Here is a 26,838-nt window from a genome sequence, read left to right as displayed (position 1 = left end):
AGAGGCGTGCGGCCCAAACCGCGGGCAGATGGCACGCAGGAAGCCCGGACTAATAAGATGGCATTGAAATCCCCCGCGTTTCGTAGAAAATTTCCGTTGCTGGTAACCGGCAGTCTGCTGGCCATGCAACCCTTCGCCACCTCATTCGTGGTCGCCGCGGAACAGTATGACTGCTCAGTCTCTGCTTCGGGTGCCTGGGATTGCGCGCCGAAAACCGCCGCTGCCCCGTTGCCACCGCGCCCGGTGCATGACGGCGCTGCCGTCAGCTCGGCCAACAGCACGGCGCAGGCCGATGCTGGTGGCAGTGCCGCGGCCGAACCCAAGACTGCACTGGTCACCGAATCCAAGGGCCGTGGCCTGCGCTCGCGCAGCGCCGATTACAGCCACTTGGACTGGGTACCTCGCGAAAAGTTGACCGCAGCCCAGTTGGCCGAAACCGGTCCTTATTGCGGCGGTGCGTACATCGAGCCGAATCGTCCTGGCATGAACGACAAGACGAACAAGAGCGATGCGCCCACCTTCATCGGTGCCAAGGCCTCTCGTTACGAGCAGGAACAACAAGTCGCAACCCTGGCCGGTGACGTTGTCATGCGCCAGGGCAGCATGCAGCTTGAAGCCGAAGAAGCCAGCCTGTACCAGGCGGAAAGCCGCGGCGAGCTGAACGGCAACGTACGACTGCGCGACAACGGTGCCCTGATCGTCGGCGACCACGCCCAGGTTCAGCTGGACACGGGTGCGGCGCAGATCGACAACGCCGAATACGTAATGCACAAGTCACGTATCCGCGGTAACGCGCTGTACGCCAAGCGTGCCGAAAACGCGATCATCCGTCTCAAGGACGGTACGTACACCACCTGCGAGCCGGACAGCAACGCCTGGCAACTCAGGGGCAACAACATCACGTTGAACCCGGCCACCGGTTTCGGTACCGCCACCAACGCGACGTTGCGGATCAAGAACATCCCGATCCTGTATACCCCGTATATCTATTTCCCGATCGACGATCGTCGTCAGTCCGGCTTCCTGCCGCCGAGCTTCAGCACCGGCAGCGAAACCGGCTTCACCCTGGTCACGCCGTACTACTTCAACCTGGCGCCTAACTACGACGCCACGTTGTACCCGCAATACATGACCAAGCGCGGCATGATGATGGAAGGCGAATTCCGCTACCTCACCAAGTCCAGCGAAGGCCAGTTCGGCGGCGCGTACCTCAACGACGACAACGACGAACGCAAGCTGCAGACCGATTACGAAAAAACCCGCTATATGCTCAATTGGCAGCATAAAGGTGGGCTGGATTCGCGTGTACTGACCCAGGTCGACTACACAAAGATCAGCGACCCCTATTACTTCCAGGACCTCAAGTCCTACCAGGAAGGTGTCGAGAGCCAATCCTTCGTCAACCAGCAGGGTTCCGTGAGTTATCGCGGCGACTCCTTCAAGGCGCGCTTGAATGTCCAGGCTTATCAGCTGGCCACGATCTCCCAGATCACGCCTTACGACCGACTGCCTCAGATCACCTTCAATGGTCAGTTGCCCTACCACCCAGGTGGTTTGAACTTCAGCTACGAGACCGAAGCAGTTCGGTTTGAACGCAGCCTGGAAAGCGGCAACTTCATCAACGAAAATGGTGATTCCGAGCGCCGCCTGGACACTTACGTCAACGGCCTGACCCGTGCAAACGGTACTCGCCTGAACGTGGCGCCAGCCGTCTCCTACCCGATGAACTGGACCTACGGCTTTGTGACGCCGAAGCTCAAGTACGTCTACACCAAGTACGATCTTGACCTGGACAACAAAGGCAAGAACGACATCATCGCTGCACAAGCTGCAGCGGCGACAGCTGGCACCCAATATAACGGTGGCACGTTCAAAAGCTCCCAGGACCGTGCAATTCCTGTAGCCAGCGTAGACAGCGGCCTGTATTTCGACCGCAATACCAACTGGTTCGGCAAAGACTATCGCCAGACCCTTGAGCCGCGTGCGTTCTACCTGTACGTACCGAACAAGGACCAAAGCGATATTCCGGTGTTCGACACCAGCGAAACCTCCTTCAGCTACGCGTCGCTGTTCCGCGACAACCGCTTCAGCGGCTCCGACCGTATCGGCGACGAAAACAAGCTGTCCCTGGGCGTGACCAGCCGCTGGATCGAAGAAAACGGCTTCGAGCGTCAACGTGTGGCCGTGGGCCAGGCGCTGTATTTCAAGGACCGTGAAGTGCAACTTCCAGGTGTCCTGGCTGCCGACCGTGCCGATGCACAGTCTGACGTATCGCCGGTTGCCCTGGACTACGAGTTCCGCTTCAACCGTGACTGGCGCGCCACTGCCGACTACAACTGGGACACCGAGGAGCACAGCCCTCGCTCCGGCAGCGCGATGCTTCATTACCAGCCGGAAGACAACCCGAACAAGATCATCAACGTCGGTTATCGCTATCGTAACGACCAGGTCGTCTACAACCAGCTGACCGGTAAATGGCAGTTCGGTGGCGACTACGGCACACCAGGCTCGGCGAACTACGTGAAGGATTACTACAAAATCCAACAACACGATTTCTCGATGATGTGGCCGATCATTCCTCAGTGGAACCTGATCACCCGCTGGCAGTATGACTACGCACGCAACCGTACCCTGGAAGCCTTCGGTGGTTTCGAGTACGACAACTGCTGCTGGAAACTGCGCGTCATCAACCGTTACTGGGTTTCCAACGACGAATACAGCCAGATCGCCCCGCTGAACGAAAAGGGTGACCACGGGCTCTTCCTGCAAATCGTCCTCAAAGGACTCGGCGGCCTGACCGGCGCCAAGGTAGAGAGCTTCCTCGACAAAGGCATTGAAGGTTATCGTGAACGTGAAGACCAAGCTTTCTGATTGTCTGCGCCCGCTAGTGCTGGGCGCACTGTTCCTGGGGACCGCATCGGCACACGCTGCGGTTCAACAGCTGGACAAGGTTGTGGCCATCGTCGATAACGACGTGATCATGCAGAGCCAACTGGACCAACGCGTCAAGGAAGTTCAGCAAACCATCGCCAAGCGTGGCGGTGGTGTGCCGCCTACCAGCGTCTTGGACCAACAGGTATTGGAACGTCTGATCGTTGAAAACCTGCAACTGCAGATCGGCGACCGCTCCGGCATCCGCATTTCGGACGAAGAGCTGAACCAGGCCGTTGGCACCATTGCGCAACGCAACAACATGAGCATCGATCAGTTCCGCGCCGCCCTGGCTCACGACGGTCTCTCCTATGAAGACGCCCGTGACCAGATCCGCCGCGAGATGATCATCAGCCGTGTGCGTCAGCGCCGGGTGGCCGAGCGGGTTCAGGTGTCCGAACAGGAAGTGAAGAACTTCCTGGCGTCGGACCTGGGCAAGATGCAGCTTTCCGAAGAACTGCACCTGGCCAATATCCTGATCCCGACCCCGGACAGTGCCAACTCCGAGCAGCTCAATGCCGCCGCCGCCAAGACCCAGGCCATTTATGAGCGCCTGAAGGCGGGTGCAGATTTTGCCCAGATGGCAATTGCCCAGTCCGGCAGCGACAACGCTCTTGAAGGCGGCGACATGGGCTGGCGTAAAGCTGCTCAGTTGCCACCTCCGTTTGACCGCGAGCTGAGCGCCATGGAAGTGGGTGGTATCACCCAGCCAGCGCGCACCCCAGGCGGTTTCATCATCCTGAAGTTGCTGGAACGTCGCGGTGGCGAGACCTCGCTGAAAGACGAAGTGCATGTTCGTCATATCCTGGTCAAACCAAGCGAGATCCGCACCGAAGCACAAACCAAGGAACTGGCCCAGAAGATCTATGACCGCATCGAAGGCGGTGAAGACTTCGCCACCCTGGCCAAGAGCTTTTCGGAAGACCCTGGTTCGGCCCTCAACGGCGGCGACCTGAACTGGATCGACCCGAAAGCCCTGGTGCCGGAGTTCCAGCAGGTCATGGCCGATACGCCACAGGGCGTGCTGTCCAAGCCGTTCAAGACCCAATATGGCTGGCATGTACTGGAAGTCCTTGGCCGTCGCGCCACCGACAACACCAGCCAGGCCCGCGAGCAACAAGCACTGAACGTACTGCGTAACCGCAAATACGACGAAGAGCTGCAAACGTGGTTGCGTCAGATCCGTGACGAAGCCTACGTGGAAAACAAGCTGCCAGGCGCCGAGCAAACAGGCACCGACCAGGCAGTACAGTGAAACCCCAGCGTTTCGCGGTAACACCCGGCGAGCCGGCCGGTATAGGTCCAGACCTGTGCCTGCTGCTCGCCTCGCAGCCCCAGCCACACCCCCTGATTGCCATCACCAGCCGCGACCTGCTCATTGAGCGGGCCGCGCAACTGGGTGTGGCCGTCAACGTGCTGGACGTGGCACCGGGCAACTGGCCCGACCTGCCGGCGCCAGCCGGTAGCCTGTATGTGTGGGATACCCCACTTGCAGCCAAGGTGATTGCCGGGCAACTGGACAAAGCCAATGCGGCATTTGTGCTGCAAACCCTGACCCGCGCCGGGCAAGGCTGCATCGACGGCGACTTCGCAGGCATGATTACCGGCCCGGTACACAAGGGTGTGATCAACGAATCCGGCATCGCCTTTTCCGGCCACACCGAATTCCTCGCTGAACTGACCCACACCGAACAAGTCGTGATGATGCTGGCAACGCACGGCCTGCGGGTCGCACTGGTGACCACACACCTGCCGCTGCGTGAGATTGCCGACGCCATCACCGCTGAACGCGTGGAGCGCGTCACGCGCATCCTGCACGCCGATCTGCAGCAAAAATTCGGCATCGCCCAACCGCGCATCCTGGTCTGCGGGCTCAACCCCCATGCCGGTGAAGGCGGTCATTTGGGCCATGAAGAAATCGACATCATCGAACCAACCCTGGAGCGTCTGCGCCAAGAAGGCATGGACCTGCGTGGCCCACTGCCAGCGGACACTCTGTTTACCCCCAAATATCTGGAGCACTGCGACGCAGTGCTGGCGATGTACCATGACCAGGGGCTGCCGGTGCTGAAATACAAAGGCTTCGGCGCCGCCGTCAACGTGACACTGGGCCTGCCGATCATCCGCACGTCCGTCGACCATGGCACTGCCCTGGACCTGGCGGGCAGCGGCAAGATCGATACCGGCAGCCTGCACGTGGCCCTGGAAACCGCCTATCAGATGGCCGAGACCCGTATATGACTGAGCATTACCAACACCGGGCGCGCAAGCGTTTCGGGCAAAACTTCCTGCACGACGCCGGCGTGATCGACCGCATCCTGCGCTCCATCCATGCCAAGCCCGAAGACCGCCTGCTGGAAATCGGCCCAGGCCAGGGCGCATTGACCCAAGGCCTGCTGGCCAGCGGTGGCCAATTGGACGTGGTTGAACTGGACAAGGACCTGATCCCGATCCTCAACCAGCAGTTTGCCGGCAAATCCAACTTCAACCTGCACCAGGGCGATGCACTGAAGTTCGACTTCAACTCCCTCAACGCCGCGCCCAACAGCCTGCGCGTGGTCGGTAACCTGCCGTACAACATCTCTACGCCGCTGATTTTCCACCTGCTGAACAACGCCGGGATCATCCGCGACATGCACTTCATGCTGCAGAAAGAAGTGGTGGAGCGCCTGGCCGCAGGCCCTGGCGGTGGTGACTGGGGCCGTCTGTCGATCATGGTTCAGTACCACTGCCGTGTTGAACACCTGTTTAACGTAGGTCCAGGTGCATTCAATCCGCCACCTAAGGTCGACTCGGCCATCGTCCGCCTGGTGCCACACGCCGTTCTGCCGCACCCGGCCAAGGATCACAAGTTGCTGGAGCGCGTGGTGCGCGAGGCGTTCAACCAGCGCCGCAAAACCCTGCGCAACACGCTCAAAGCACTGCTGAGCAACGCCGAAATCGAAGCCGCCGGCGTCGACGGCAGCCTGCGCCCCGAGCAACTGGACCTCGCCGCGTTTGTGCGCCTGGCCGACCAGCTTGCCATCCAGCCTGCGCCAGCCGCCGACTGAAGCACCCAGGCATGGCCAGACACATGTCTGGCCTAGTGCCCACCTCTTGGCCTAGACTGATCCGCATCTGCTGTCCTCCGCTTTTGCTTTTAAGGCCTCTTGCATGTCCGATCCTCGCTACCAGATCGACGTCAGCGTCGTCACCCGCTTCCTGGCGGACCAATCGCAACCTGAACACAACCGCTTTGCCTTTGCCTACACCATCACGGTGAAGAACAACGGGCTCGTGCCGGCCAAGTTGCTGTCACGCCACTGGGTGATCACCGACGGTGACGGCCAGGTCGAAGAAGTAAGCGGCGCAGGCGTGGTTGGCCAGCAGCCGTTGATCGACATTGGCGCCAGCCACACCTACAGCAGCGGCACGGTGATGACCTCCAAGGTCGGCACCATGCAAGGCTCGTATCAGATGAAAGCCACTGACGGCCAACTGTTCGACGCCATCATCAAGCCGTTTCGCCTTGCCGTACCGGGAGCCCTGCACTGATGGCGACCTACGCGGTCGGTGACCTGCAGGGCTGCCTGGAACCGCTCAAGTGCCTGCTTGAGCGCGTGGCGTTCAATCCGGCCAACGATCGGCTTTGGTTGGTCGGTGACCTGGTCAATCGCGGCCCCGAGTCACTGGATACCCTGCGCTACTTATATAGCCTGCGTGATTCCCTGGTATGCGTACTCGGCAACCACGACCTGCATCTACTGGCGGCCGGCAACAATATCGAGCGCCTGAAAAAGGGCGACACGCTACGGGAAATCCTCGAAGCTCCCGACCGGGCCGAGTTACTCGACTGGCTGCGCCGGCAAAAGATCATGCATTACGACGAAGGCCGCAACATGGCCCTGGTGCATGCGGGTATCCCGCCGCAGTGGACACTGAAGAAGGCCCTCAAGTGCGCCGCTGAAGTTGAAAGCGCCCTGGCCGACGACAGCCTGTACACCGCCTACCTCGACGGCATGTACGGCAACGAACCGGTGAAATGGGACAACGACCTGACCGGCGTCGCCCGCCTGCGGGTGATCACCAACTACTTCACGCGCATGCGTTTCTGCACCGCCGAGGGCAAGCTGGACCTCAAGAGCAAGGAAGGCGCCGACACCGCCCTGCCCGGCTACAAGCCCTGGTTCGCCCACAAGGAACGCAAGACCCGTGACACCAAGATCATCTTCGGGCACTGGGCCGCCCTGGAAGGCAAGTGCAACGAACCCGGCGTGTTCGCCCTCGACACCGGTTGCGTGTGGGGCGGCGCCATGACCCTGATGAACATCGACACCGGCGCGCGCCACAGCTGCCAGTGTGAATCTCCCCTTTCCGTTACACAGCAGACCGCAGTCAAGCCTTAGGAGCCTGCCATGAGCGAATTCAAACGTATCCCCCCCATAGATGCCCAGGCTCTGCGCGAGCGAGGTGCAGTGGTCGTGGATATCCGCGACCAGCCCACTTACGCCGCCGCCCACATCACCGGCGCCCAGCACCTGGACAACGTCAACATCGCCGACTTCATCCGTGCGGCCGACCTCGACGCGCCGCTGATCGTGGCCTGCTACCACGGCAACTCCAGCCAGAGCGCCGCCGCCTACCTGATCAGCCAGGGTTTCTCCGACGTCTACAGCCTGGACGGTGGTTTTGAGCTGTGGCGTACGACCTATCCTGAGGAAATTTCCTCGGGCGATTCGCAATAATTTTTTTCAAACCCCGCTACCCCGCGTGACGCTTGGGCTCGCGCCGTTTCTGACGAACGGCGCAGGCAAACTAATTGCGTATCGCGCCTTGACCTCCCGGATTCCGAACTATCCTTAAGCGCAGGCCATCCGAATCAGGGGAGAGCCGGTACACCGGCGTGCGGGTCATCGGTAGGGTTTAGGGTGTTCTGGGGGGAGAACAGCCGTTGGCGATTGCCAATGGCTGCCAGCATCGACTGATTGATCCGGCGTCGGCTCCACGTATCGAGCGAGGTGACGACGTCATGAGTATTTTTAGCCACTTCCAACAACGCTTCGAGTCCACACAGCAAGAAGAACTCACGCTTCAAGAGTATCTAGAGCTGTGCAAAAAGGACCGCAGCACCTACGCGTCTGCCGCCGAACGCCTGCTGCTGGCAATTGGCGAGCCGGAGCTGGTGGACACCTCGAACAATTCGCGCCTGTCGCGAATATTTTCCAACAAGGTGATCCGCCGTTACCCGGCCTTTGAAGACTTCCACGGAATGGAAGAATGCATTGACCAGATCGTCTCCTATTTCCGCCATGCCGCCCAAGGCCTGGAAGAGAAGAAACAGATCCTTTACCTGCTCGGTCCCGTCGGCGGTGGCAAGTCGTCCCTGGCCGAAAAGCTCAAACAGCTGATCGAGAAAGTGCCCTTTTACGCGATCAAGGGCTCGCCGGTCTTCGAGTCGCCACTGGGCCTGTTCAACGCCACGGAAGATGGCGCGATCCTCGAAGAAGACTTCGGCATCCCACGACGCTACCTCAACACCATCATGTCGCCCTGGGCCACCAAGCGCCTGGCTGAATTTGGCGGCGACATCAGCCAGTTCCGTGTCGTGAAACTCTACCCGTCGATCCTCAACCAGATCGGCGTGGCCAAGACCGAGCCGGGTGACGAAAACAACCAGGATATTTCCGCGCTGGTGGGCAAGGTCGATATCCGCAAACTCGAAGAATTCCCGCAGAACGACGCCGACGCGTATAGCTACTCTGGCGCACTGTGCCGGGCCAACCAGGGCCTGATGGAGTTCGTGGAAATGTTCAAGGCACCGATCAAGGTGCTGCACCCACTGCTGACCGCGACCCAGGAAGGTAACTACAACAGCACCGAAGGCCTGGGCGCGATTCCGTTCACCGGGATTCTGCTGGCCCACTCCAACGAATCGGAATGGCACACCTTTCGCAACAACAAGAACAACGAAGCCTTCATCGACCGGATTTATATCGTCAAGGTGCCGTACTGCCTGCGGGTCAGCGATGAGATCAAGATCTACGACAAACTGCTGTTCAACAGCTCCCTGGCCAAGGCCCATTGCGCACCCGACACCCTGAAGATGCTCGCCCAGTTCACCGTGCTGTCGCGCCTCAAGGAGCCGGAGAACTCGAATATTTACTCGAAGATGCGCGTGTACGACGGTGAGAACCTCAAGGACACCGACCCTAAAGCCAAGTCGATCCAGGAATACCGCGACACGGCGGGCGTGGATGAGGGCATGAACGGCCTGTCGACACGCTTTGCGTTCAAGATCCTGTCCAAAGTCTTCAACTTCGACCCGCACGAGATCGCCGCCAACCCGGTGCACCTGCTCTATGTACTGGAACAGCAGATCGAACAGGAACAGTTCCAGGCGGAAACCCGCGAACGCTACCTGCGCTTCCTCAAGGAATACCTGGCACCACGCTATATCGAGTTCATCGGCAAGGAAATCCAGACCGCGTACCTGGAGTCCTACAGCGAGTACGGCCAGAACATCTTCGACCGCTACGTGCTGTACGCCGACTTCTGGATCCAGGACCAGGAATACCGCGACCCGGAAACCGGCGAGATTCTCAACCGCGTCGCCCTCAACGAGGAACTGGAGAAAATCGAGAAACCGGCCGGCATCAGCAATCCGAAGGATTTCCGCAACGAAATCGTCAACTTCGTCCTGCGCGCCCGCGCCAACAACAACGGCAAGAACCCGACCTGGCTCAGCTACGAGAAGCTGCGGGTGGTCATCGAGAAAAAAATGTTCTCCAACACCGAAGACCTGCTGCCGGTCATCAGCTTCAACGCCAAGGCCAGCAAGGAGGATCAGCAAAAACACAACGACTTCGTCACACGAATGGTCGAGCGTGGCTACACCGACAAACAGGTACGGCTGCTCTCCGAGTGGTACCTGCGGGTTCGTAAATCACAGTAAGGCAGCGGCAAGCGTTCACTGCCAGGCAGTTGTCCTGGCAGCTGACCGCTTGTCTCTAAGCTTCCAGCTCGCGGCTTGAAGCTTGTAACGTGAAGCTGCCCGGAGGGCTCCCCATGAGCTATGTGATCGACCGACGCCTCAATGGCAAGAACAAGAGCACGGTAAACCGCCAGCGTTTCCTGCGGCGTTACCGTGACCACATCAAAAAGGCCGTTGAAGAGGCCGTCAGCCGCCGTTCCATTACCGATATGGAACATGGCGAGCAAATCAGCATCCCCGGACGGGACATCGACGAACCGGTGCTGCACCACGGTCGCGGCGGCAAACAGACCGTCGTGCATCCAGGCAACAAGGAATTCACCACCGGCGAACATATCCAGCGGCCCCAAGGCGGTGCGGGCGGCAAAGGTCCGGGCAAGGCCGGCAACTCCGGCGAAGGCATGGATGAGTTCGTGTTCCAGATCACCCAGGAAGAATTCCTCGAATTCATGTTCGAGGACCTGGAACTGCCCAACCTGGTCAAACGCAACCTGACGGGTACCGACACCTTCAAAACCGTGCGAGCGGGTATCAGCAACGAGGGCAACCCGTCACGGATCAATATCATCCGTACCCTGCGTTCGGCCCATGCGCGGCGCATCGCCCTGTCGGGGAGCAGCCGCGCCAAACTGAAGGAAGCCAAGGAAGAATTGGCGCGTTTGAAGCGCGAAGAACCGGACAACTTCGGCGATATCCAGGAAATCGAGGGGGAAATCGAGAAACTCAGCGCGCGTATTCACCGCGTGCCCTTCCTCGACACCTTCGACTTGAAATACAACCTGCTGGTCAAGCAACCCAACCCCAGTTCCAAGGCGGTGATGTTCTGCCTGATGGACGTCTCCGGCTCCATGACCCAGGCCACCAAGGACATCGCCAAGCGGTTCTTTATCCTGCTGTACCTGTTCCTCAAGCGCAATTACGACAAGATCGACGTGGTGTTTATCCGCCATCACACCAGCGCCCGGGAAGTCGACGAAGAAGAGTTCTTCTACTCGCGGGAAACCGGCGGCACCATCGTGTCCAGCGCCCTGAAGCTGATGCAGGAGATCATGGCCGAGCGCTATCCGGCCAACGAGTGGAACATCTACGCCGCCCAAGCCTCGGACGGCGACAACTGGAACGATGATTCCCCCATTTGCCGCGACATCCTGATCAACCAGATCATGCCGTTCGTGCAGTATTACACCTACGTCGAAATTACCCCCCGTGAGCACCAGGCCTTGTGGTTCGAATACGAGCGCATCGGCGAAGCCTTTGCCGACACGTTCGCCCAGCAGCAACTGGTCTCGGCCGGCGATATCTACCCGGTCTTCCGTGAACTCTTCCAGCGCAGGTTAGTGACATGACCGCCAAAAAAGAGACTAAGCGCCAACCCATTTCCACCGGCTCCGAGTGGACCTTTGAACTGATCCAGGCCTATGACCGGGAAATCAGCCGGATCGCGGCGGGTTATGCCCTGGACACATACCCCAACCAGATCGAAGTGATTACCGCCGAGCAGATGATGGATGCCTACGCGTCCGTCGGCATGCCGCTGGGTTATCACCATTGGTCCTACGGCAAACATTTCCTCAGCACCGAGAAATCCTACACCCGAGGCCAGATGGGCCTGGCCTACGAGATCGTGATCAACTCCGACCCGTGCATTGCCTACCTGATGGAAGAAAACACCATCTGCATGCAGGCTTTGGTAGTGGCTCACGCCTGCTATGGGCATAACAGCTTTTTCAAGGGCAACTACCTGTTCCGCACCTGGACCGATGCCAGCTCGATCATCGACTACCTGGTGTTCGCCAAGCAGTACATCATGCAGTGCGAGGAGCGCCACGGCATCGATGCGGTAGAAGACTTGCTCGACTCCTGTCATGCCCTGATGAACTACGGGGTCGACCGCTACAAACGCCCCTACCCGATTTCCGCCGAGGAAGAACGCCTGCGCCAGAAGGAGCGCGAGGAGCATCTGCAAAAGCAGATCAACGACCTGTGGCGCACCATTCCTAAAAAAGCCGGTAAGAACAGCGACAAGGACAACGCACGCTTCCCCGCCGAACCTCAGGAAAACATCCTATATTTCCTGGAAAAACACGCGCCGCTGCTGGAGCCATGGCAACGGGAAATCGTGCGCATCGTGCGCAAGATCGCCCAGTACTTTTATCCACAACGCCAAACCCAGGTGATGAACGAAGGCTGGGCGACGTTCTGGCACTACACGCTGATGAACGACCTGTACGACGAAGGCCTGGTCACCGATGGCTTCATGATGGAGTTCCTCACGTCTCATACCAGCGTGGTGTTCCAACCTGGCTTCGACAGCCCGTATTACAGCGGCATCAACCCTTATGCCTTGGGCTTTGCCATGTACCGCGATATCCGGCGCATGTGCGAACACCCCACCGAAGAAGACCGCCGCTGGTTCCCGGAAATCGCCGGCACTGACTGGCTGTCTACCATCAAGTTCGCCATGAGCAGCTTCAAGGACGAGAGCTTCATCCTGCAGTACCTGTCACCCCAGGTGATCCGGGACCTCAAGCTGTTCAGCATCCTTGATGACGACCTCAAGGACGACTTGGTCGTCCCGGCCATCCACGATGAGCCTGGCTACCGCATCATCCGTGAAACCTTGGCCGCGCAGTACAACCTGGGCAACCGCGAGCCCAACGTGCAGATCTACAGCATCGATGTGCGTGGCGACCGCTCGCTGACCTTGCGTCACCAGCAACATGACCGCAAGCCGCTGGGCGAATCCACCGAGGAAGTACTCAAGCATCTGCACCGGCTGTGGGGCTTCGACATCCATCTGGAAACCCTGCAGGGCGATCAGGTGATGAAGACTCACCATGTGCCACCGCGCAGCGATCACAACGACAACGACTACGGCCGCCTGGACCTGGCCGTCGTGCATCTCTGAAACGGCAAAGCCTCCATTGGTCCGGCACAGGCGGTATCCTGTGCCGCTAATGGAGGCTTTTTCATGAAAATCTACAAAGTCGGCGGCGCCGTGCGTGACCGCCTACTGGGCATCAAGGTTACCGACATCGACCGCGTGGTCGTCGGCGCCACCACCGAAGAGATGCTGGCCAAGGGCTTCAAGCCGGTGGGCTCCGACTTCCCGGTCTTTCTCGACCCCAAAAACGGCGACGAATACGCCCTGGCCCGTACCGAGCGCAAGAGCGGCCGGGGTTACGGCGGCTTTGTGTTTCACGCCAGCCCCGAGGTTACGCTGGAAGAAGACCTGATCCGTCGCGACCTGACCATCAATGCAATGGCAGAAGACGATGACGGCAACCTGACCGACCCTTATCACGGCCAGCGCGATCTCGAAGCGCGCATTCTTCGCCACGTTTCACCCGCGTTTGCCGAAGATCCCCTGCGAGTTCTGCGCGTTGCACGTTTTGCTGCGCGCTATGCACACCTGGGTTTTACGGTGGCACCGCAGACCCTGGAACTGATGCGTCAACTCAGCGAGTCAGGAGAGTTGGAAGCCCTGACGCCGGAGCGCAGCTGGAAAGAAATCTCCCGGGCGCTGATGGAAGATCAGCCCCAGGTGTTTATCCAGGTACTGCGCGACTGTGACGCACTGAAAACCCTGATGCCGGAAGTGGATGCCCTTTTTGGAGTACCGCAGCCCGAAGCCCATCACCCCGAAATCGACACCGGCGTGCACACGTTGAGCGTGCTGGAGCAGTCCGCACTGCACAAGCAGCCACTCACCGTGCGCTGGGCCTGCCTGCTGCATGACCTGGGCAAAGGCCTGACGCCTGTGGATAAGTTGCCGCAGCACATCGCCCACGAGCATCGGGGTTTGAAGCTGATCAAGGCGGTCAACGAGCGCTTCAAAGTGCCAAGGGATTGCCAGGAGCTGGCGCTGTTGGTGGGTCAATATCACACCCACGGCCATCGAGCGCTGGAGCTGAAAGCCTCGACACTGCTGGAGTTGCTGCAAAATTTTGACGTTTATCGCCGACCGCAGCGCTTTGAGGAGTTTGTGGTGAGCTGTGAAATGGATGCTCGGGGCCGCAAGGGCCTTGAGCAACGCAGTTATCCACAGGCAGATTATTTGCGCGGCGCAGCAACGACAGCGCGCGAAGTGGCCGTAGCGCCACTGCTGGAGGAAGGTTTCAAAGGCCCTGAGCTGGGCGAGGCCTTGAAGCGCGAACGGCTCAAGGCGCTGCAAGCCTACAAGAAACAACGCGCCCTATAGAATTAGGAGCGCGCTCGATGTCAATTGCTGGCCCTGCCACTCAAATGCAACAGGCGCCAGCACTTGGTCGATGTGCGCATCGCGCCACAGCTCAGCCATGGTTTTGCCCACCTCAGGGTGCACCCGGTCCGGCGCCATCATCGAAAGCGGCCACAACACGAAGGCGTTTTTCAGGATCTCTGCGCGGGGCAGGATCAAACCGTCGAAATCACCCACCATTTCGCCGTACAGCAGCACGTCGATATCCAACGGCAAGCCCTTGCGATCTGGCGCATAACGACCATTGTCGGCTTCGATGAGCTTGAGACGACGATCCAGCTCCCTCAACGGCAGGTCGGTATAGGCCGACACTACTAAATTGAAAAACGGCCCACTCTTGATGCCCACTGGTTGGCTTTCGAACACCGCCGAGCAGCGCACGTCGGTCAGAAAGCTCGCCAGCGCATCAAGTCCGGCGCACAAATGGGGCTCGCGCTCGATATTGCTGCCGAGGCCAAGGTAAATCTGCGTTAGCGACATCCGCGCTCGATCTCCACGCCCACGCCCGTTGCGGCCGGTACGGCGCCGGGCTTGGTCAACTTGAGGTGCAGCCAGGGAATCTGGAATTCACTCATCAGCACTTGAGCCAGGCGCTCGGCAAAGGTTTCCACCAGTTGGTACTGGGACTGCTCGGCAAAGGCCTGGATACGCGCGGACACGCTGGCGTAATCCAGCGCCAGGCTCAGGTCGTCACCCGCAGCCGCCGGGCGGTTATCCCATGCGAAGCTCAGGTCCAGGCGCAGGCATTGGCGGATTCCGCGCTCCCAGTCGTAGGCCCCGATCACGGTGTCGACTTCCAGGCCTTCGATAAACACTCTGTCCAAGCTCTTCTCCGCAGCACGACAAGGGCGCGATGCCCCGTTAGAATCAGGGCGTCCTCGCCCGGAATAGTTAGCATGTTTTGGTCACTGGCGATTCTCGCCTACCTGCTCGGCTCGCTGTCCTTCGCCATTTTGCTCAGCCGCCTGACGGGAAACCCCGACCCGCGAATGAGTGGCTCAGGCAATGCCGGCGCCACCAATATGTTGCGCCTGGCCGGCAAGAAGCTCGCCGTCCTGACGCTGCTGGGCGATCTGTGCAAGGGTTTGCTGCCCGTGCTGATCGCCAGCCTCGTCGGCCTGACCCTGCAACAGCAGGCCTGGGTGGGCGTGTGCGCCGTCCTCGGCCATCTGTTTCCACTGTACTTCCGCTTTCGCGGCGGCAAAGGTGTCGCTACGGCAGCCGGCATGCTGCTGGGGATCTACCCACCGGCAGCATTGCTGGCCGTACTCGCCTGGCTGCTGACGTTCTACCTGACCCGCACCAGCTCACTGGCGGCTCTGATCGCCACGCCGCTCACCCTGCCCTTGCTGGCCTGGCAGGAACCCGCGGCGCTGTTGCCGATGAGCGTGCTGACACTGCTGATCGTCTGGCGTCACCGGGGCAATCTACGCGACCTGTTTGCCGGGCGCGAACGGCATTTTTAAATACCGTCGATGAGTACTTCTCACGTTGCAGCCCTACAACAGCCTACAAAGGCGGCAGTTGCTCCATCGGCCAGCGCGCCTGCACGCTGATCGCCAGACTTTCGTGCTGCCCCGCCTGCAAGCGCTGGCAACCGGCATAGGCGATCATCGCGCCATTGTCGGTACAGAACTCAGGGCGGGCGTAGAACACATCGCCCTTCATATCGCCGAGCATTTTTTCCAGTGAACTGCGCAGCGCCTTGTTGGCGCTGACGCCGCCAGCGATCACCAGTCGCTTCATGCCTGCCTGTTTCAGGGCACGCTTGCACTTGATGGTCAAAGTCTCCACCACGGCCTGCTGGAACGCCAGCGCGATGTCGCAACGGGCTTGCTGACTGTCGTCCCCGGCGCTGACACTGTGCTGCCAGGTATTGAGCGCAGAGGTTTTCAAGCCGCTGAAACTGAACATCAAACCAGGGCGATCGCACATCGGACGCGGGAAGGTATAACGACCAGCAACGCCTTTTTCGGCGAGGCGGGCGATCTCCGGTCCGCCGGGGTAATTGAGGCCCATCATCTTCGCGGTCTTGTCGAACGCTTCGCCGGCGGCGTCATCCAGCGACTCGCCCAACAGCGTGTATTGACCGATTGCGTCGACCTGAACCAGCTGCGTATGCCCCCCTGAAACCAACAAAGCGACGAACGGGAACTGAGGCGGGTTTTCTTCCAGCATTGGCGCCAGTAAATGGCCTTCCATGTGGTGCACACCGAGGGCCGGAATGCCCCAGGCAAACGCCAGCGCCTGGGCGCAAGAGGCCCCAACCAGAAGGGCTCCGACCAATCCAGGGCCTGCGGTATAGGCAATCGCGTCGATCTCGGTCGGCACGCAACCGGCCTCGTCCAACACCTGACGAATCAACGGCAACATACGCTTGACGTGATCACGGCTGGCCAGCTCCGGCACCACGCCGCCATAGGCACGATGCAGGTCGATCTGACTGAACAGTGCATCGGCCAAAAGCCCGCGTTCACTGTCGTAAAGTGCGACACCGGTTTCGTCGCAGGAGGTTTCAAGTCCCAGTACTAGCATGGGTTTGCGCCTTGTAGAGGCTAAATTCGAAGGCGCGCATAATAGTCGCCACTCCCCCTCCCGACTAGCGGTTTTCGATCAGAGGCTTTGCATTCCGGTCAATGAGGGGTTAACATCCGCAACCCTTAAAAACCGACGACCTCAGCCGCGAATTTTTTGCGACGAGAACGTTGATCCCGGTAATGAAAGAAGGTAGCTCTGGATGCCAGCCGTCAAAGTTAAAGAGAACGAACCCTTCGACGTAGCTCTGCGTCGTTTCAAGCGCTCCTGCGAAAAAGCCGGTGTACTGGCCGAAGTTCGTAGCCGCGAATTTTACGAGAAGCCAACTTCTGAGCGTAAGCGTAAAGCAGCAGCCGCTGTTAAGCGTCACGCCAAGAAAGTTCAGCGCGAGCAGCGCCGCGCCGTTCGTCTGTACTAATACACAGACGTTCGTAGCACGCTTCTGCCAAGCCCGGCCCTCAGCCGGGCTATTGGCATTTGCAGATATCGCTTGATGCTTTACCGTCGACGCCGCACACGCGACTGAGACAACTGCTTCACACGTCAGGACTGGCTCTTTTGCCAGCGGTGCACGTCTCTTCTGACGAGCCTAACAAGGCTACTGACGAGCACACTTATTCTGTAAACAGGCGATCAACGGTCGACTGTGCCCATCGATGAGCTACCGAGGCCACCATTGGCCAAGACCGGAGCCTGGGGCAACATTTCTTCGCCGAAGACTGATTGGAAATTAACGTCAGTGAATGCTCGGCAGATACACTTCCATACAGCCCAAGCAGACGATTGATGGTCGAGCCACTCGACCCAAGCGCTTGAGCACTTCACGGGCCCTCATTTACACGCAGTGATGACGAGAACGCCATGGCCGGGCTAATTCCCCAGAGCTTTATTGACGACCTTCTGAACCGCACCGACATCGTCGATGTTGTCAGCTCGCGCGTGCAACTGAAGAAAGCCGGCAAGAACTACACCGCCTGCTGCCCGTTCCACAAAGAAAAAACCCCGTCGTTCAGTGTCAGCCCCGACAAGCAGTTCTACTACTGCTTCGGCTGCGGCGCAGGCGGCAACGCCCTCGGCTTCCTGATGGACCATGACAACCTGGATTTCCCCCAGGCAATCGAGGACCTGGCGAAAGCCGCCGGCATGGAAGTCCCCCGCGAAGAAAGCGGCCGCCCGCACAAACCGCGGCAACCCACCGATTCGCCGCTGTACCCACTGCTCACCGCCGCCGCCGACTTTTACCGACAGGCACTCAAGAGCCATCCGCAGCGCAAGGCCGCCGTCGACTACCTCAAGGGCCGCGGCCTTACCGGCGAAATCGCTCGCGACTTCGGCCTCGGCTTCGCGCCGCCCGGCTGGGATAACCTGTACAAGCACCTGAGCAGTGACACCCTGCAGCAAAAAGCCATGATCGACGCCGGTCTCCTGGTGGAAAACGCCGAGACCGGCAAGCGCTACGACCGTTTTCGCGACCGCGTGATGTTCCCGATCCGCGACAGCCGCGGCCGCATCATCGCCTTTGGTGGCCGAGTATTGGGGGACGACAAGCCCAAGTATCTGAACTCGCCGGAAACCCCGGTATTCCACAAAGGCCAGGAACTCTACGGCCTGTTCGAAGCGCGCAAAAACAATCGCAACCTCGATGAAATCATCGTGGTTGAAGGCTATATGGACGTGATTGCCCTGGCCCAGCAAGGCTTGCGCAACGCCGTAGCCACCCTCGGTACCGCCACCAGCGAAGAGCACTTGAAACGCCTGTTCCGCGTAGTGCCCAGCGTGCTGTTCTGCTTCGACGGCGACCAGGCCGGCCGCAACGCCGCCTGGCGAGCACTCGAAGCCACGCTGCCGAGCCTGCAAGACGGGCGCCGCGCACGCTTCCTGTTCCTGCCTGAAGGCGAAGACCCGGATACCCTGGTGCGCTCCGAAGGCACCGACGCATTCCGGGCACGCATCAACCAACATGCGCAGCCGCTGGCGGACTATTTCTTCCAGCAACTGACCGAAGAAGCCGATCCGCGCTCCCTCGAAGGCAAGGCCCATATGGCCACCCTCGCAGCGCCGCTGATCGACAAGGTGCCAGGCGCCAACCTGCGCACCCTGATGCGCCAGCGCCTGCTGGAAATTACCGGATTGAGTGGCGAAGCCGTCAGCCAGCTGGTGCACAGCGCACCGCAGGACGCGCCGCCCGCCTACGATCCGGGCATGGATTACGACGCCATGCCGGACTATTCCGACTTCCAACCGCAGGATGCCTACGCGCCCCAGCAGGAATGGGCCCCGAAGAAACCCGGTGCCGGCGGCAAGAAGTGGGACAAAAAGCCCTGGAGCAAGAACGGTAAGCGCGGCGATCGCGACGAGGCCTACGCCCCGCGCACGCCAGTTGCCGTAGAAGCGCCCACGCTGATCGCCCTGCGCACGCTCATTCACCACCCGCAATTGGCGGGCAAGGTCGAAAGTGCCGACCATTTTGCCAACGCGAGCAATACCTACGCTCAAGTCCTGATCGCACTGATCGAAGCTGTGCAGAAAAATCCTAAGCTAAACTCAATTCAGTTGATCGCGCGCTGGCACGGCACAGAACAGGGACGCTTGTTGAAAGCACTTGCGGAAAAGGAGTGGCTAATTGACGGCGATAACCTTGAACAACAGTTTTTAGACACCATTACTAGGTTATCCGCGGGTCAGCATACGCAGACCCTCGATGAACTCATCATGAGAGCAAGACAGCCGGGATTATCGGCTGAAGAGCAAATTCAGATAGCAAAACAGATGCGTGACCTCTTAAAACAGAATGTTTCCGCATCAAACCCGACCTCAGCTGGCGTGTGAGGTCATAGCTCGGGTATAATCCTCGGCTTGTTTTTTGCCCGCCAAGACCTTCAGTGGATAGGGTGTTATGTCCGGAAAAGCGCAACAGCAGTCTCGTATCAAAGAGTTGATCACCCTTGGTCGTGAGCAGAAGTATCTGACTTACGCAGAGGTCAACGACCACCTGCCTGAGGATATTTCAGATCCTGAGCAGGTGGAAGACATCATCCGCATGATTAATGACATGGGGATCCCCGTACACGAGAGTGCTCCGGATGCGGACGCCCTTATGTTGGCCGACGCCGATACCGACGAGGCAGCCGCTGAAGAAGCCGCTGCTGCGTTGGCCGCGGTGGAGACCGACATCGGTCGCACGACTGACCCTGTGCGCATGTATATGCGTGAAATGGGTACCGTCGAGTTGCTGACACGCGAAGGCGAGATCGAAATCGCCAAGCGTATCGAAGAGGGCATCCGTGAAGTGATGGGCGCAATCGCGCACTTCCCTGGCACGGTTGACCACATTCTCTCCGAGTACACTCGCGTCACCACCGAAGGTGGCCGCCTGTCCGACGTCCTGAGCGGTTATATCGACCCGGACGACGGCATTGCGCCGCCTGCTGCCGAAGTACCGCCGCCTGTCGATCCGAAAGCCGCGAAAGCGGATGACGATTCCGAAGACGACGAGGCTGAAGCCAGCACCGACGACGAAGAAGAAGTCGAAAGCGGTCCAGACCCGATCATCGCTGCCCAGCGTTTCGGTGCGGTTTCCGATCAAATGGAAATCACCCGCAAGGCCCTGAAAAAGCACGGTCGCTCCAACAAGCTGGCAATTGCCGAGCTGCTGGCGCTGGCTGAGCTGTTCATGCCGATCAAGCTGGTACCGAAGCAATTCGAAGGCCTGGTTGAACGCGTTCGTAGCGCCCTTGAGCGTCTGCGTGCACAAGAGCGTGCGATCATGCAGCTCTGTGTCCGTGATGCGCGCATGCCGCGTACCGACTTCCTGCGCCAGTTCCCGGGCAACGAAGTTGACGAAAGCTGGAGCGACGCCCTGGCCAAAGGCAAGGCGAAGTACGCCGAAGCCATTGGCCGCCTGCAGCCGGATATCATCCGTTGCCAGCAGAAGCTGACTGCACTTGAGACCGAAACCGGTCTGACGATTGCCGAGATCAAGGACATCAACCGTCGCATGTCGATCGGTGAGGCCAAGGCCCGCCGCGCGAAGAAAGAGATGGTAGAAGCGAACTTGCGTCTGGTGATCTCCATCGCCAAGAAGTACACCAACCGTGGCCTGCAATTCCTCGATCTGATCCAGGAAGGCAACATCGGCTTGATGAAGGCTGTGGACAAGTTCGAATACCGTCGCGGCTACAAGTTCTCGACTTATGCCACCTGGTGGATCCGTCAGGCGATCACTCGCTCGATCGCCGACCAGGCCCGCACCATCCGTATTCCGGTGCACATGATCGAGACCATCAACAAGCTCAACCGTATTTCCCGGCAGATGTTGCAGGAAATGGGTCGCGAACCGACCCCGGAAGAGCTGGGCGAACGCATGGAAATGCCTGAGGATAAAATCCGCAAGGTATTGAAGATCGCTAAAGAGCCGATCTCCATGGAAACCCCGATCGGTGATGACGAAGACTCCCATCTGGGTGACTTCATCGAAGACTCGACCATGCAGTCGCCAATCGATGTCGCCACTGTTGAGAGCTTGAAAGAAGCGACTCGCGACGTACTGTCCGGCCTCACTGCCCGTGAAGCCAAGGTACTGCGCATGCGTTTCGGCATCGACATGAATACCGACCACACCCTTGAGGAAGTCGGTAAGCAGTTTGACGTGACCCGCGAGCGGATCCGTCAGATCGAAGCCAAGGCGCTGCGCAAGTTGCGCCACCCGACGCGAAGCGAGCATCTGCGCTCCTTCCTCGACGAGTGATACCAGAACCCCCGGCCCAGGCCGGGGGTTTTGTTTTGCATAGATAAAATCCTGTACTGCCCCTCCTCCCCCCGCAATGCCCGTCTACACTCGACACATTCCCCGTGCCATAACGAGACCGTTATGCCCAGATTGCCGACCGTGATACTGCTGTCGCTGCTGAACTGGACCGCAACGGCTGGCGCGTTGACTCTTACTGATGATGAGCGTGGCTGGCTGGCGGACCATCAGGAGCTGAGACTTGGCGTGGACGCCTCGTGGCCACCCTTCGAATACCGTGATGACAGTGGCCGATACCAAGGCTTGTCGGCAGATTACGTGCGCCTGATCCAGGACCGCCTGGGCGTCAGGGTCAAGATAATCGAACCGCCGAGCTGGGGCGCTGTATTGGAGATGGCGCGAAACAACCAACTCGATCTTATCGCCAGCATCATGTCGACCCCGGAACGCCAGGGCTATCTGGCTTTTACCCGGCCTTACATCGACTTCCCGATGGTGATTCTTGCCCACGAAGGCGGAGCACGACCGCGCAACCTCAAGGATCTTTACGGCCTGAAGGTTGCCGTGGTGGAAAACTACGCCCCTCACGAGTTGCTGCGTACCCACCATCCCGACCTTAACCTGGTCGCACTGCCCAACGTCAGTTCCACACTGCAAGCCCTGGCGACCGGCGAAGTGGATGCCGTGGTCAGCGACCTGGCGTCCAGCGTCTGGAGCCTGCGCGAACTCAAACTCGATGGCCTTTACGTCAGCGGCGAAACCCCTTACCGCTATCAATTGGCGATGGGCGTACCACGGGACGATAAAATGCTGGTGGGCATCCTGGACAAAGTCCTGGCCGACCTCAGCCCGGAGGAAACCGACGCGATTCAGCAGCATTGGGTGGGTAAGTTCACGGATAACCGCACCTTCTGGAACGACCTGCTGATGTACGGCCTGCCCGCCGTACTGCTGCTGTGCAGCGTATTGGCCATCGTGATTCGGATCAATCGTCGGCTGAGTTCGGAAATTTCCCGCCGCGTCGCTCTCGAACAAGAATTGCGCAGCAGCGAATACCACTATCGCGGCCTGGTAGAGAGCTTGTCCGCCATCGCCTGGGAAGCCAATGTCACCGATTTCACCTACAGCTACGTCTCCCCTCACGCAGAAGACTTGCTCGGCTACCCACGCGCTCATTGGCTGATTCCGGGCTTCTGGCGCAACATCATTCACCCGGCCGACCTCATACGTGCCGAAGCTTATTGCCACCGCGAAACCCGTGCCAGCCGCGACCACAGTGTTGATTACCGAGTGATTACCGCCGACGGCCGCTGCCTGTGGGTACGCGACATTGTCAGCCTGATCGAACACGGTCATGAGCCTGTGCTGCGCGGCCTGATGATTGATATCAGCGAGGCCAAGCGCACCGAGGAAGCGCTGCAATTGTCCGAACAGAAATTTGCCTCGGTGTTCCAGCAATGCCCGGACATTCTGGTGATTGCACGGCTATCCGATGGCTGCTTGCTGGAGGTCAATAAAGCCTTCGAAGATCAAATCGGCCTGACTGCTGAAGAGGTGATCGGCAAAACCGGTACAGAGCTGGAAATATGGGGCATCCCGGGCATCGGCCCCGAGCTGCTGCAACGTGTCCAGACCACCAGTATCCGCAACCTTGAAATGCCGTTCCTGCGCAGCAACGGCCAAGCCTTTACCGGTCTTATCTCGGCAGAACCCTTCCAGTTGGACACGACTGAAGCCATCGTGGTGGTGGTGCGCGATATCACCCAACTCAAGGAAACCCAGCAGCTGCTGCAAACCTCCGAAGAGAAGTTCGCCAAAGCCTTCCACGCCTCGCCCGACGGTTTGCTGCTGAGCCGCCAACGCGACGGTCTGCTGATTGAGGTCAACGAAGGCTTCAGCCGCCTGACCGGCCACACCAGCGCCACATCGGTTGACCAATCGAGCCTGGACCTTGGCATCTGGGTCGACCTCAACGAGCGCAAACACATGCTGGAGTTGATGCAGCGTGATGGGTTTGTCCGCGACTTTGTCTGCCATATCCGCCGCGTCGATGGCCTGATACGCCTCTGTGAATTGTCCAGTCGCCCACTGCCTATCGGCGATGAAGACTGCATGCTCACCATCGCCCGCGACATCACTGAACGCCAGCAGATGCAGGAAAAACTGCAACAGGCTGCCACCGTCTTCGAAAGCACTGCCGAAGGCGTGTTGATCACCGACACCCGCCAGAACATCAGTGCCGTCAACCGCGCCTTCAGCGAAATCACCGGCTACAGTGAAGCCGAAGCGCTCGGCCAGACACCGCGCCTGCTCGCCTCGGGCCAGCATGACAGCGCCTTCTACGCCGCCATGTGGCACCAGTTGACGGCCCATGGCCACTGGCAAGGCGAGATCTCCAACCGCCGCAAGAACGGTGAGTTGTATCCCAGTTGGCTGACCATCAGCGCCGTGCGTAACCGCGATCAACTGATCACCCACTTTGTGGCGGTGTTTGCCGACATCTCCAGCCTCAAACTGGCCCAGGCACGCCTCGACTATCAGGCGCACCACGACCCACTGACCGGCCTGCCCAACCGCACGCTGTTTGAAAACCGGTTGCAGGCCGCCCTCAACGGTCATCAGGAAACCGGTAAACAGGGCGCCGTGCTGTTCCTCGACCTGGACCGCTTCAAACACATCAACGACAGCCTCGGCCACCCGATCGGCGACCTGCTGCTCAAAGACATCGCTGTGCGCCTCAAGGATCAACTGCGAGACATCGACACCGTCGCGCGCCTGGGCGGCGACGAGTTCATCATCCTGTTGCCCGGCCTGCAACACGCCAGCGACGCCGAACACCTGGCCAATAAGCTGCTGGCCTGCTTCACCCCGCCCTTCCAGGCTGGCGAGCACGAGTTCTTCATCAGCGCCAGCATCGGCACAAGCCTCTATCCGCAGGACGGTACGGATGTCGCCACCCTGGTCAAGAATGCCGACGCCGCGATGTACCGCTCCAAAGCCAAGGGGCGTAACCGGGTCGAAAGCTACACCCGCGACCTCACGGCCCAGGCCAACGAACGCGTGGCACTGGAGCACGAACTGCGGCGAGCCATCGAACGTAAAGAGCTAAGCCTGTATTACCAGCCAAAGCTGAGCCTGGTGACACACGAACTGATCGGCGCCGAAGCCCTGATTCGCTGGCACCACCCCACCTTTGGCGAAGTCCCCCCCGAACACTTCATTGCCCTGGCCGAAGAGAACGGCACGATCCTGCAAATTGGCGATTGGGTATTGGAACAGGCCTGCCAACAACTGCACGCCTGGCAGGGCACCTTCGAAGATTTCGGCCCGCTGTCGGTCAACCTCGCCGGCGCGCAGTTGCGACATCCCGGCTTGCTGAGTCGCATCGAACAACTGTTGCGCGACTACCACCTCGACCCCGGCCACCTGCAATTGGAGATCACGGAAAACTTCATCATGAGCCAGGCCGAGGAAGCACTGGAGGTGCTGTACCAACTCAAGCAGTTGGGCGTGCAACTGGCGATTGATGACTTCGGTACCGGCTACTCATCCCTCAGCTACCTTAAACGCCTGCCGCTGGATTTCCTGAAGATCGACCAATCCTTCGTCCGTGGCCTGCCCGATGACCCCCACGATGCCGCCATCGTGCGCGCCATCATCGCCCTGGGGCATAGCATGCAATTCACCATCATCGCCGAAGGCGTGGAGAACCCCGCCCAGCAAGCCTTCCTGGCCTCTGAAGGCTGCGAACAGATGCAAGGCTACATCGTCAGCCTGCCGCTGCCGCCGGAGCTTTTTGCCGCGACCTTCCTTCGCATGCACATTGAGGATTTTTCGGATGGCACAGCGGGGAAACCATCGTTATAATCCGCGACCTGTTACAGGGCCTATAGCTCAGTTGGTCAGAGCAGAGGACTCATAATCCTTTGGTCCACGGTTCAAGTCCGTGTGGGCCCACCAAACAAGAAAGCCGCGCATTGCGCGGCTTTTGTGTGTCTGGCAGTCTCACTTTGCAAACAACTGCCCAATATCCCGGAATGCTTTGAACTCCAGCGCGTTCCCGCACGGATCAAACAGAAACAACGTCGCCTGCTCCCCCACCTGCCCCTTGAAGCGAATGTGCGGTTCCAACACAAACGTCGTCCCTCTCGCCTGCAAGCGTTCCGCCAAGGCATGCCAATCTTCCCAGCCCAACACCACGCCAAAATGCGGCACGGGCACGTCGTGGCCGTCTACCGCGTTGGTGTGGGCTGATTCCTGAGAGGCGGTTTTCGGGTGTTCGTGAATGACCAACTGATGCCCGAAAAAGTTGAAATCTACCCAGTGTTCGCTGGAACGCCCCTCTTCAAGGCCAAAGACGTCACCGTAGAAATGCCGCGCAGCGGCGAGGTCGTATACCGGAATTGCCAGGTGAAAAGGTGCGAGTGTCATCAGGTCAAACCTCTGTGGGCATTAAGTTCCCCGAGTTTAGCCTTGCTTCAGCCGATGAAAAGACGATAGTTTTTGCGCCGAGCTCAAATTATTTCGATGAATAGAGACCCTATGCTGCGTGAATTGAAGACCTTTATTGCCGTAACCCGCCATGGCACGTTCGCGGCGGCGGGCATGCATGGCGGCCTGACACAGTCGGCGGTCAGCGCGCAGATTCGGCAGTTGGAGCAGACGCTGGGGGTGAGCTGTTCGATCGCACCGGGCGTCAGGCCACGCTGAATGCGGCGGGTTTGCGCGCATTGCCATTGGCCAAGGAAATCATTGAAACGTTCAACCGCATGGCGGTGCCGGTGGACGCCGATGAATATCGGGGCGAGTTGAAAGTCGGTGCCATCACCACCGCCCAGACCGGCTTGCTGCCACAGGCGTTGGTGCGTTTGCGCCAGGCTGCGCCAACGGTCGAGTGCAAGTTGGTCCCTGGCGTGTCCCTGGAGTTGTTGAGCCAGGTAGATGCCGGCGAGTTGGATTCAGCGATCATCATTCGCCCGCCGTTCGATCTGCCCAAGGAATTGCACGTGCAGGTGCTGCGCAAGGAACCGTTCGTGCTGGTCGTGCCGCACACAATGACTGGCGATGATCCTGTGCAGTTGCTCAGCAGCCACCCCCATGTCCGCTATGACCGCGCATCGTTCGGCGGTCGGTTGGTGAGCCGGTTCCTGCGCGAGCAGAAAATTGATGTACAGGTCGCACTGGAACTGGACGAGCTGGAGGCCATCGTCAAGATGGTGGAATGTGGCCTTGGCGTATCGCTGATCCCCCAGGCGGGCCTGTGGCTGGAGCGTTCGCCTGAAATAAGAACAATCCCCCTGGGCAGCCTGACGTTTTACCGTGAGATCATCCTGCTCAGTCGCTACAGCCAACGGCATCTGCCGGTCCCGCAGCTGTTCGCCCGCTGCCTGCTGGCCGATACAAGCCTGTAACATG

At 59.5% G+C, this 26,838-nt stretch carries 20 protein-coding genes, 1 tRNA gene and 1 pseudogene; 18 read left to right on the top strand and 4 right to left on the bottom strand.

Features of this window, described 5'->3' with window-relative positions; genetic code table 11:
* Positions 1–57: 57 nt before the first annotated feature.
* The 11 genes from NDJ82_RS25460 (at position 58) to NDJ82_RS25410 (ending at position 14,102) form a co-directional block, all read left to right on the top strand.
* Positions 58–2,871 carry an LPS-assembly protein LptD gene (locus NDJ82_RS25460; RefSeq protein ID WP_112192568.1) on the top strand — a complete coding sequence of 938 codons (2,814 nt, stop codon included), beginning with the start codon at positions 58–60 and terminating at the stop codon, positions 2,869–2,871.
* Positions 2,846–4,186 carry a peptidylprolyl isomerase gene (locus NDJ82_RS25455; protein WP_099585667.1) on the top strand — a complete coding sequence of 447 codons (1,341 nt, stop codon included), beginning with the start codon at positions 2,846–2,848 and terminating at the stop codon, positions 4,184–4,186. The genes NDJ82_RS25460 and NDJ82_RS25455 overlap by 26 nt, the downstream gene beginning before the upstream one ends.
* On the top strand, positions 4,183–5,172 hold the full coding sequence (gene pdxA / locus NDJ82_RS25450) for a 4-hydroxythreonine-4-phosphate dehydrogenase PdxA (protein ID WP_191946852.1): 990 nt from the start codon (positions 4,183–4,185) through the stop codon (positions 5,170–5,172). Before NDJ82_RS25455 ends, pdxA begins: the two co-directional genes overlap by 4 nt.
* Positions 5,169–5,981, top strand: a complete 813-nt coding sequence (rsmA, locus tag NDJ82_RS25445; RefSeq protein ID WP_099585669.1) for a 16S rRNA (adenine(1518)-N(6)/adenine(1519)-N(6))-dimethyltransferase RsmA — start codon at positions 5,169–5,171, stop codon at positions 5,979–5,981. Before pdxA ends, rsmA begins: the two co-directional genes overlap by 4 nt.
* Before the next feature lie 103 nt (positions 5,982–6,084).
* A complete protein-coding gene (gene apaG, locus NDJ82_RS25440) occupies positions 6,085–6,465 on the top strand; it encodes a Co2+/Mg2+ efflux facilitator ApaG/CorD (RefSeq protein ID WP_250926536.1) in 381 nt (126 codons plus the stop codon).
* Positions 6,465–7,316, top strand: a complete 852-nt coding sequence (locus tag NDJ82_RS25435; protein ID WP_250926535.1) for a symmetrical bis(5'-nucleosyl)-tetraphosphatase — start codon at positions 6,465–6,467, stop codon at positions 7,314–7,316. The genes apaG and NDJ82_RS25435 overlap by 1 nt, the downstream gene beginning before the upstream one ends.
* A 9-nt stretch (positions 7,317–7,325) precedes the next feature.
* Complete coding sequence (gene glpE / locus NDJ82_RS25430; protein ID WP_250926534.1) at positions 7,326–7,655, top strand: thiosulfate sulfurtransferase GlpE; 330 nt, start codon at positions 7,326–7,328, stop codon at positions 7,653–7,655.
* Positions 7,656–7,939: 284 nt separating this feature from the next.
* On the top strand, positions 7,940–9,862 hold the full coding sequence (locus tag NDJ82_RS25425; RefSeq protein WP_017739508.1) for a PrkA family serine protein kinase: 1,923 nt from the start codon (positions 7,940–7,942) through the stop codon (positions 9,860–9,862).
* A 113-nt stretch (positions 9,863–9,975) separates the two neighbouring features.
* Entirely contained in the window at positions 9,976–11,247 is a 1,272-nt protein-coding gene (locus NDJ82_RS25420) for a YeaH/YhbH family protein (RefSeq protein WP_112192572.1), read from the top strand.
* The gene (locus NDJ82_RS25415) at positions 11,244–12,809 is read left to right on the top strand and encodes a SpoVR family protein (RefSeq protein WP_099585674.1); all 1,566 of its coding nucleotides are present in this window, start codon (positions 11,244–11,246) and stop codon (positions 12,807–12,809) included. The genes NDJ82_RS25420 and NDJ82_RS25415 overlap by 4 nt, the downstream gene beginning before the upstream one ends.
* A gap of 63 nt (positions 12,810–12,872) precedes the next feature.
* Positions 12,873–14,102 (top strand): multifunctional CCA addition/repair protein, encoded by a 1,230-nt coding sequence (locus NDJ82_RS25410; protein ID WP_250926533.1) that lies wholly within the window; start codon positions 12,873–12,875, stop codon positions 14,100–14,102.
* On the opposite strand, the gene folK is transcribed toward NDJ82_RS25410, so the two are convergent.
* Both folK and folB read right to left on the bottom strand, forming a co-directional pair.
* Positions 14,097–14,621, bottom strand: a complete 525-nt coding sequence (gene folK / locus NDJ82_RS25405; protein WP_250926532.1) for a 2-amino-4-hydroxy-6-hydroxymethyldihydropteridine diphosphokinase — start codon at positions 14,619–14,621, stop codon at positions 14,097–14,099. The two genes, NDJ82_RS25410 and folK, sit on opposite strands and share 6 nt — an antisense overlap.
* Positions 14,612–14,965 carry a dihydroneopterin aldolase gene (gene folB / locus NDJ82_RS25400; protein WP_112192575.1) on the bottom strand — a complete coding sequence of 118 codons (354 nt, stop codon included), beginning with the start codon at positions 14,963–14,965 and terminating at the stop codon, positions 14,612–14,614. Before folB ends, folK begins: the two co-directional genes overlap by 10 nt.
* 72 nt (positions 14,966–15,037) lie before the next feature.
* On the opposite strand from folB, the gene plsY reads away from it, so the two are divergent.
* Positions 15,038–15,607, top strand: coding sequence for a glycerol-3-phosphate 1-O-acyltransferase PlsY (gene plsY / locus NDJ82_RS25395; RefSeq protein ID WP_099585678.1), 570 nt, complete (start codon positions 15,038–15,040; stop codon positions 15,605–15,607).
* Between the two features lie 43 nt (positions 15,608–15,650).
* On the opposite strand, the gene tsaD is transcribed toward plsY, so the two are convergent.
* Positions 15,651–16,676: a tRNA (adenosine(37)-N6)-threonylcarbamoyltransferase complex transferase subunit TsaD gene (gene tsaD, locus NDJ82_RS25390; RefSeq protein WP_099585679.1), complete on the bottom strand. Its 1,026-nt coding sequence runs from the start codon at positions 16,674–16,676 to the stop codon at positions 15,651–15,653.
* Positions 16,677–16,878: 202 nt separating this feature from the next.
* Between tsaD and rpsU the strand changes: the two genes are divergently transcribed.
* The 5 genes from rpsU to NDJ82_RS25365 all read left to right on the top strand — a co-directional run bounded on the left by rpsU (position 16,879) and on the right by NDJ82_RS25365 (position 25,383).
* Positions 16,879–17,094, top strand: a complete 216-nt coding sequence (gene rpsU, locus NDJ82_RS25385; RefSeq protein ID WP_002551877.1) for a 30S ribosomal protein S21 — start codon at positions 16,879–16,881, stop codon at positions 17,092–17,094.
* Between the two features lie 443 nt (positions 17,095–17,537).
* Positions 17,538–19,505: a DNA primase gene (gene dnaG, locus NDJ82_RS25380; protein WP_250926531.1), complete on the top strand. Its 1,968-nt coding sequence runs from the start codon at positions 17,538–17,540 to the stop codon at positions 19,503–19,505.
* 67 nt (positions 19,506–19,572) lie between these two features.
* Positions 19,573–21,423: an RNA polymerase sigma factor RpoD gene (rpoD, locus tag NDJ82_RS25375; RefSeq protein WP_099585681.1), complete on the top strand. Its 1,851-nt coding sequence runs from the start codon at positions 19,573–19,575 to the stop codon at positions 21,421–21,423.
* Between the two features lie 123 nt (positions 21,424–21,546).
* Positions 21,547–25,290 (top strand): bifunctional diguanylate cyclase/phosphodiesterase, encoded by a 3,744-nt coding sequence (locus tag NDJ82_RS25370; protein WP_250926530.1) that lies wholly within the window; start codon positions 21,547–21,549, stop codon positions 25,288–25,290.
* A gap of 16 nt (positions 25,291–25,306) precedes the next feature.
* A tRNA-Ile gene (locus NDJ82_RS25365) sits at positions 25,307–25,383 on the top strand.
* A gap of 45 nt (positions 25,384–25,428) precedes the next feature.
* Here the strand turns inward: NDJ82_RS25365 and NDJ82_RS25360 are convergent.
* A complete protein-coding gene (locus tag NDJ82_RS25360) occupies positions 25,429–25,854 on the bottom strand; it encodes a VOC family protein (protein WP_191959373.1) in 426 nt (141 codons plus the stop codon).
* Positions 25,855–25,965: 111 nt separating this feature from the next.
* Here NDJ82_RS25360 and NDJ82_RS25355 point away from each other — a divergent pair.
* Positions 25,966–26,834, top strand: a pseudogene (locus NDJ82_RS25355) (LysR family transcriptional regulator).
* Positions 26,835–26,838: the final 4 nt, after the last annotated feature.

This window comes from Pseudomonas sp. SR18, assembly GCF_023701505.1.
GTDB lineage: Bacteria > Pseudomonadota > Gammaproteobacteria > Pseudomonadales > Pseudomonadaceae > Aquipseudomonas > Aquipseudomonas cyclaminis.
The sequence above is the reverse complement of the archived record's forward strand: the minus strand, read 5'-3'. Positions and strand labels throughout refer to the sequence as shown.

Bases quoted from the DNA above. Each gene is read 5' to 3' on its own strand.
- glpE (WP_250926534.1), top strand. From the start codon at position 7,326: ATGAGCGAATTCAAACGTATCCCCCCCATAGATGCCCAGGCTCTGCGC.
- NDJ82_RS25420 (WP_112192572.1), top strand. From the start codon at position 9,976: ATGAGCTATGTGATCGACCGACGCCTCAATGGCAAGAACAAGAGCACG.
- dnaG (WP_250926531.1), top strand. From the start codon at position 17,538: ATGGCCGGGCTAATTCCCCAGAGCTTTATTGACGACCTTCTGAACCGC.
- NDJ82_RS25360 (WP_191959373.1), bottom strand. From the start codon at position 25,854: ATGACACTCGCACCTTTTCACCTGGCAATTCCGGTATACGACCTCGCC.
- plsY (WP_099585678.1), top strand. From the start codon at position 15,038: ATGTTTTGGTCACTGGCGATTCTCGCCTACCTGCTCGGCTCGCTGTCC.
- tsaD (WP_099585679.1), bottom strand. From the start codon at position 16,676: ATGCTAGTACTGGGACTTGAAACCTCCTGCGACGAAACCGGTGTCGCA.
- rpsU (WP_002551877.1), top strand. From the start codon at position 16,879: ATGCCAGCCGTCAAAGTTAAAGAGAACGAACCCTTCGACGTAGCTCTG.
- folK (WP_250926532.1), bottom strand. From the start codon at position 14,621: ATGTCGCTAACGCAGATTTACCTTGGCCTCGGCAGCAATATCGAGCGC.
- rpoD (WP_099585681.1), top strand. From the start codon at position 19,573: ATGTCCGGAAAAGCGCAACAGCAGTCTCGTATCAAAGAGTTGATCACC.
- apaG (WP_250926536.1), top strand. From the start codon at position 6,085: ATGTCCGATCCTCGCTACCAGATCGACGTCAGCGTCGTCACCCGCTTC.
- NDJ82_RS25410 (WP_250926533.1), top strand. From the start codon at position 12,873: ATGAAAATCTACAAAGTCGGCGGCGCCGTGCGTGACCGCCTACTGGGC.
- rsmA (WP_099585669.1), top strand. From the start codon at position 5,169: ATGACTGAGCATTACCAACACCGGGCGCGCAAGCGTTTCGGGCAAAAC.
- NDJ82_RS25415 (WP_099585674.1), top strand. From the start codon at position 11,244: ATGACCGCCAAAAAAGAGACTAAGCGCCAACCCATTTCCACCGGCTCC.
- NDJ82_RS25435 (WP_250926535.1), top strand. From the start codon at position 6,465: ATGGCGACCTACGCGGTCGGTGACCTGCAGGGCTGCCTGGAACCGCTC.
- NDJ82_RS25460 (WP_112192568.1), top strand. From the start codon at position 58: ATGGCATTGAAATCCCCCGCGTTTCGTAGAAAATTTCCGTTGCTGGTA.
- NDJ82_RS25425 (WP_017739508.1), top strand. From the start codon at position 7,940: ATGAGTATTTTTAGCCACTTCCAACAACGCTTCGAGTCCACACAGCAA.
- NDJ82_RS25370 (WP_250926530.1), top strand. From the start codon at position 21,547: ATGCCCAGATTGCCGACCGTGATACTGCTGTCGCTGCTGAACTGGACC.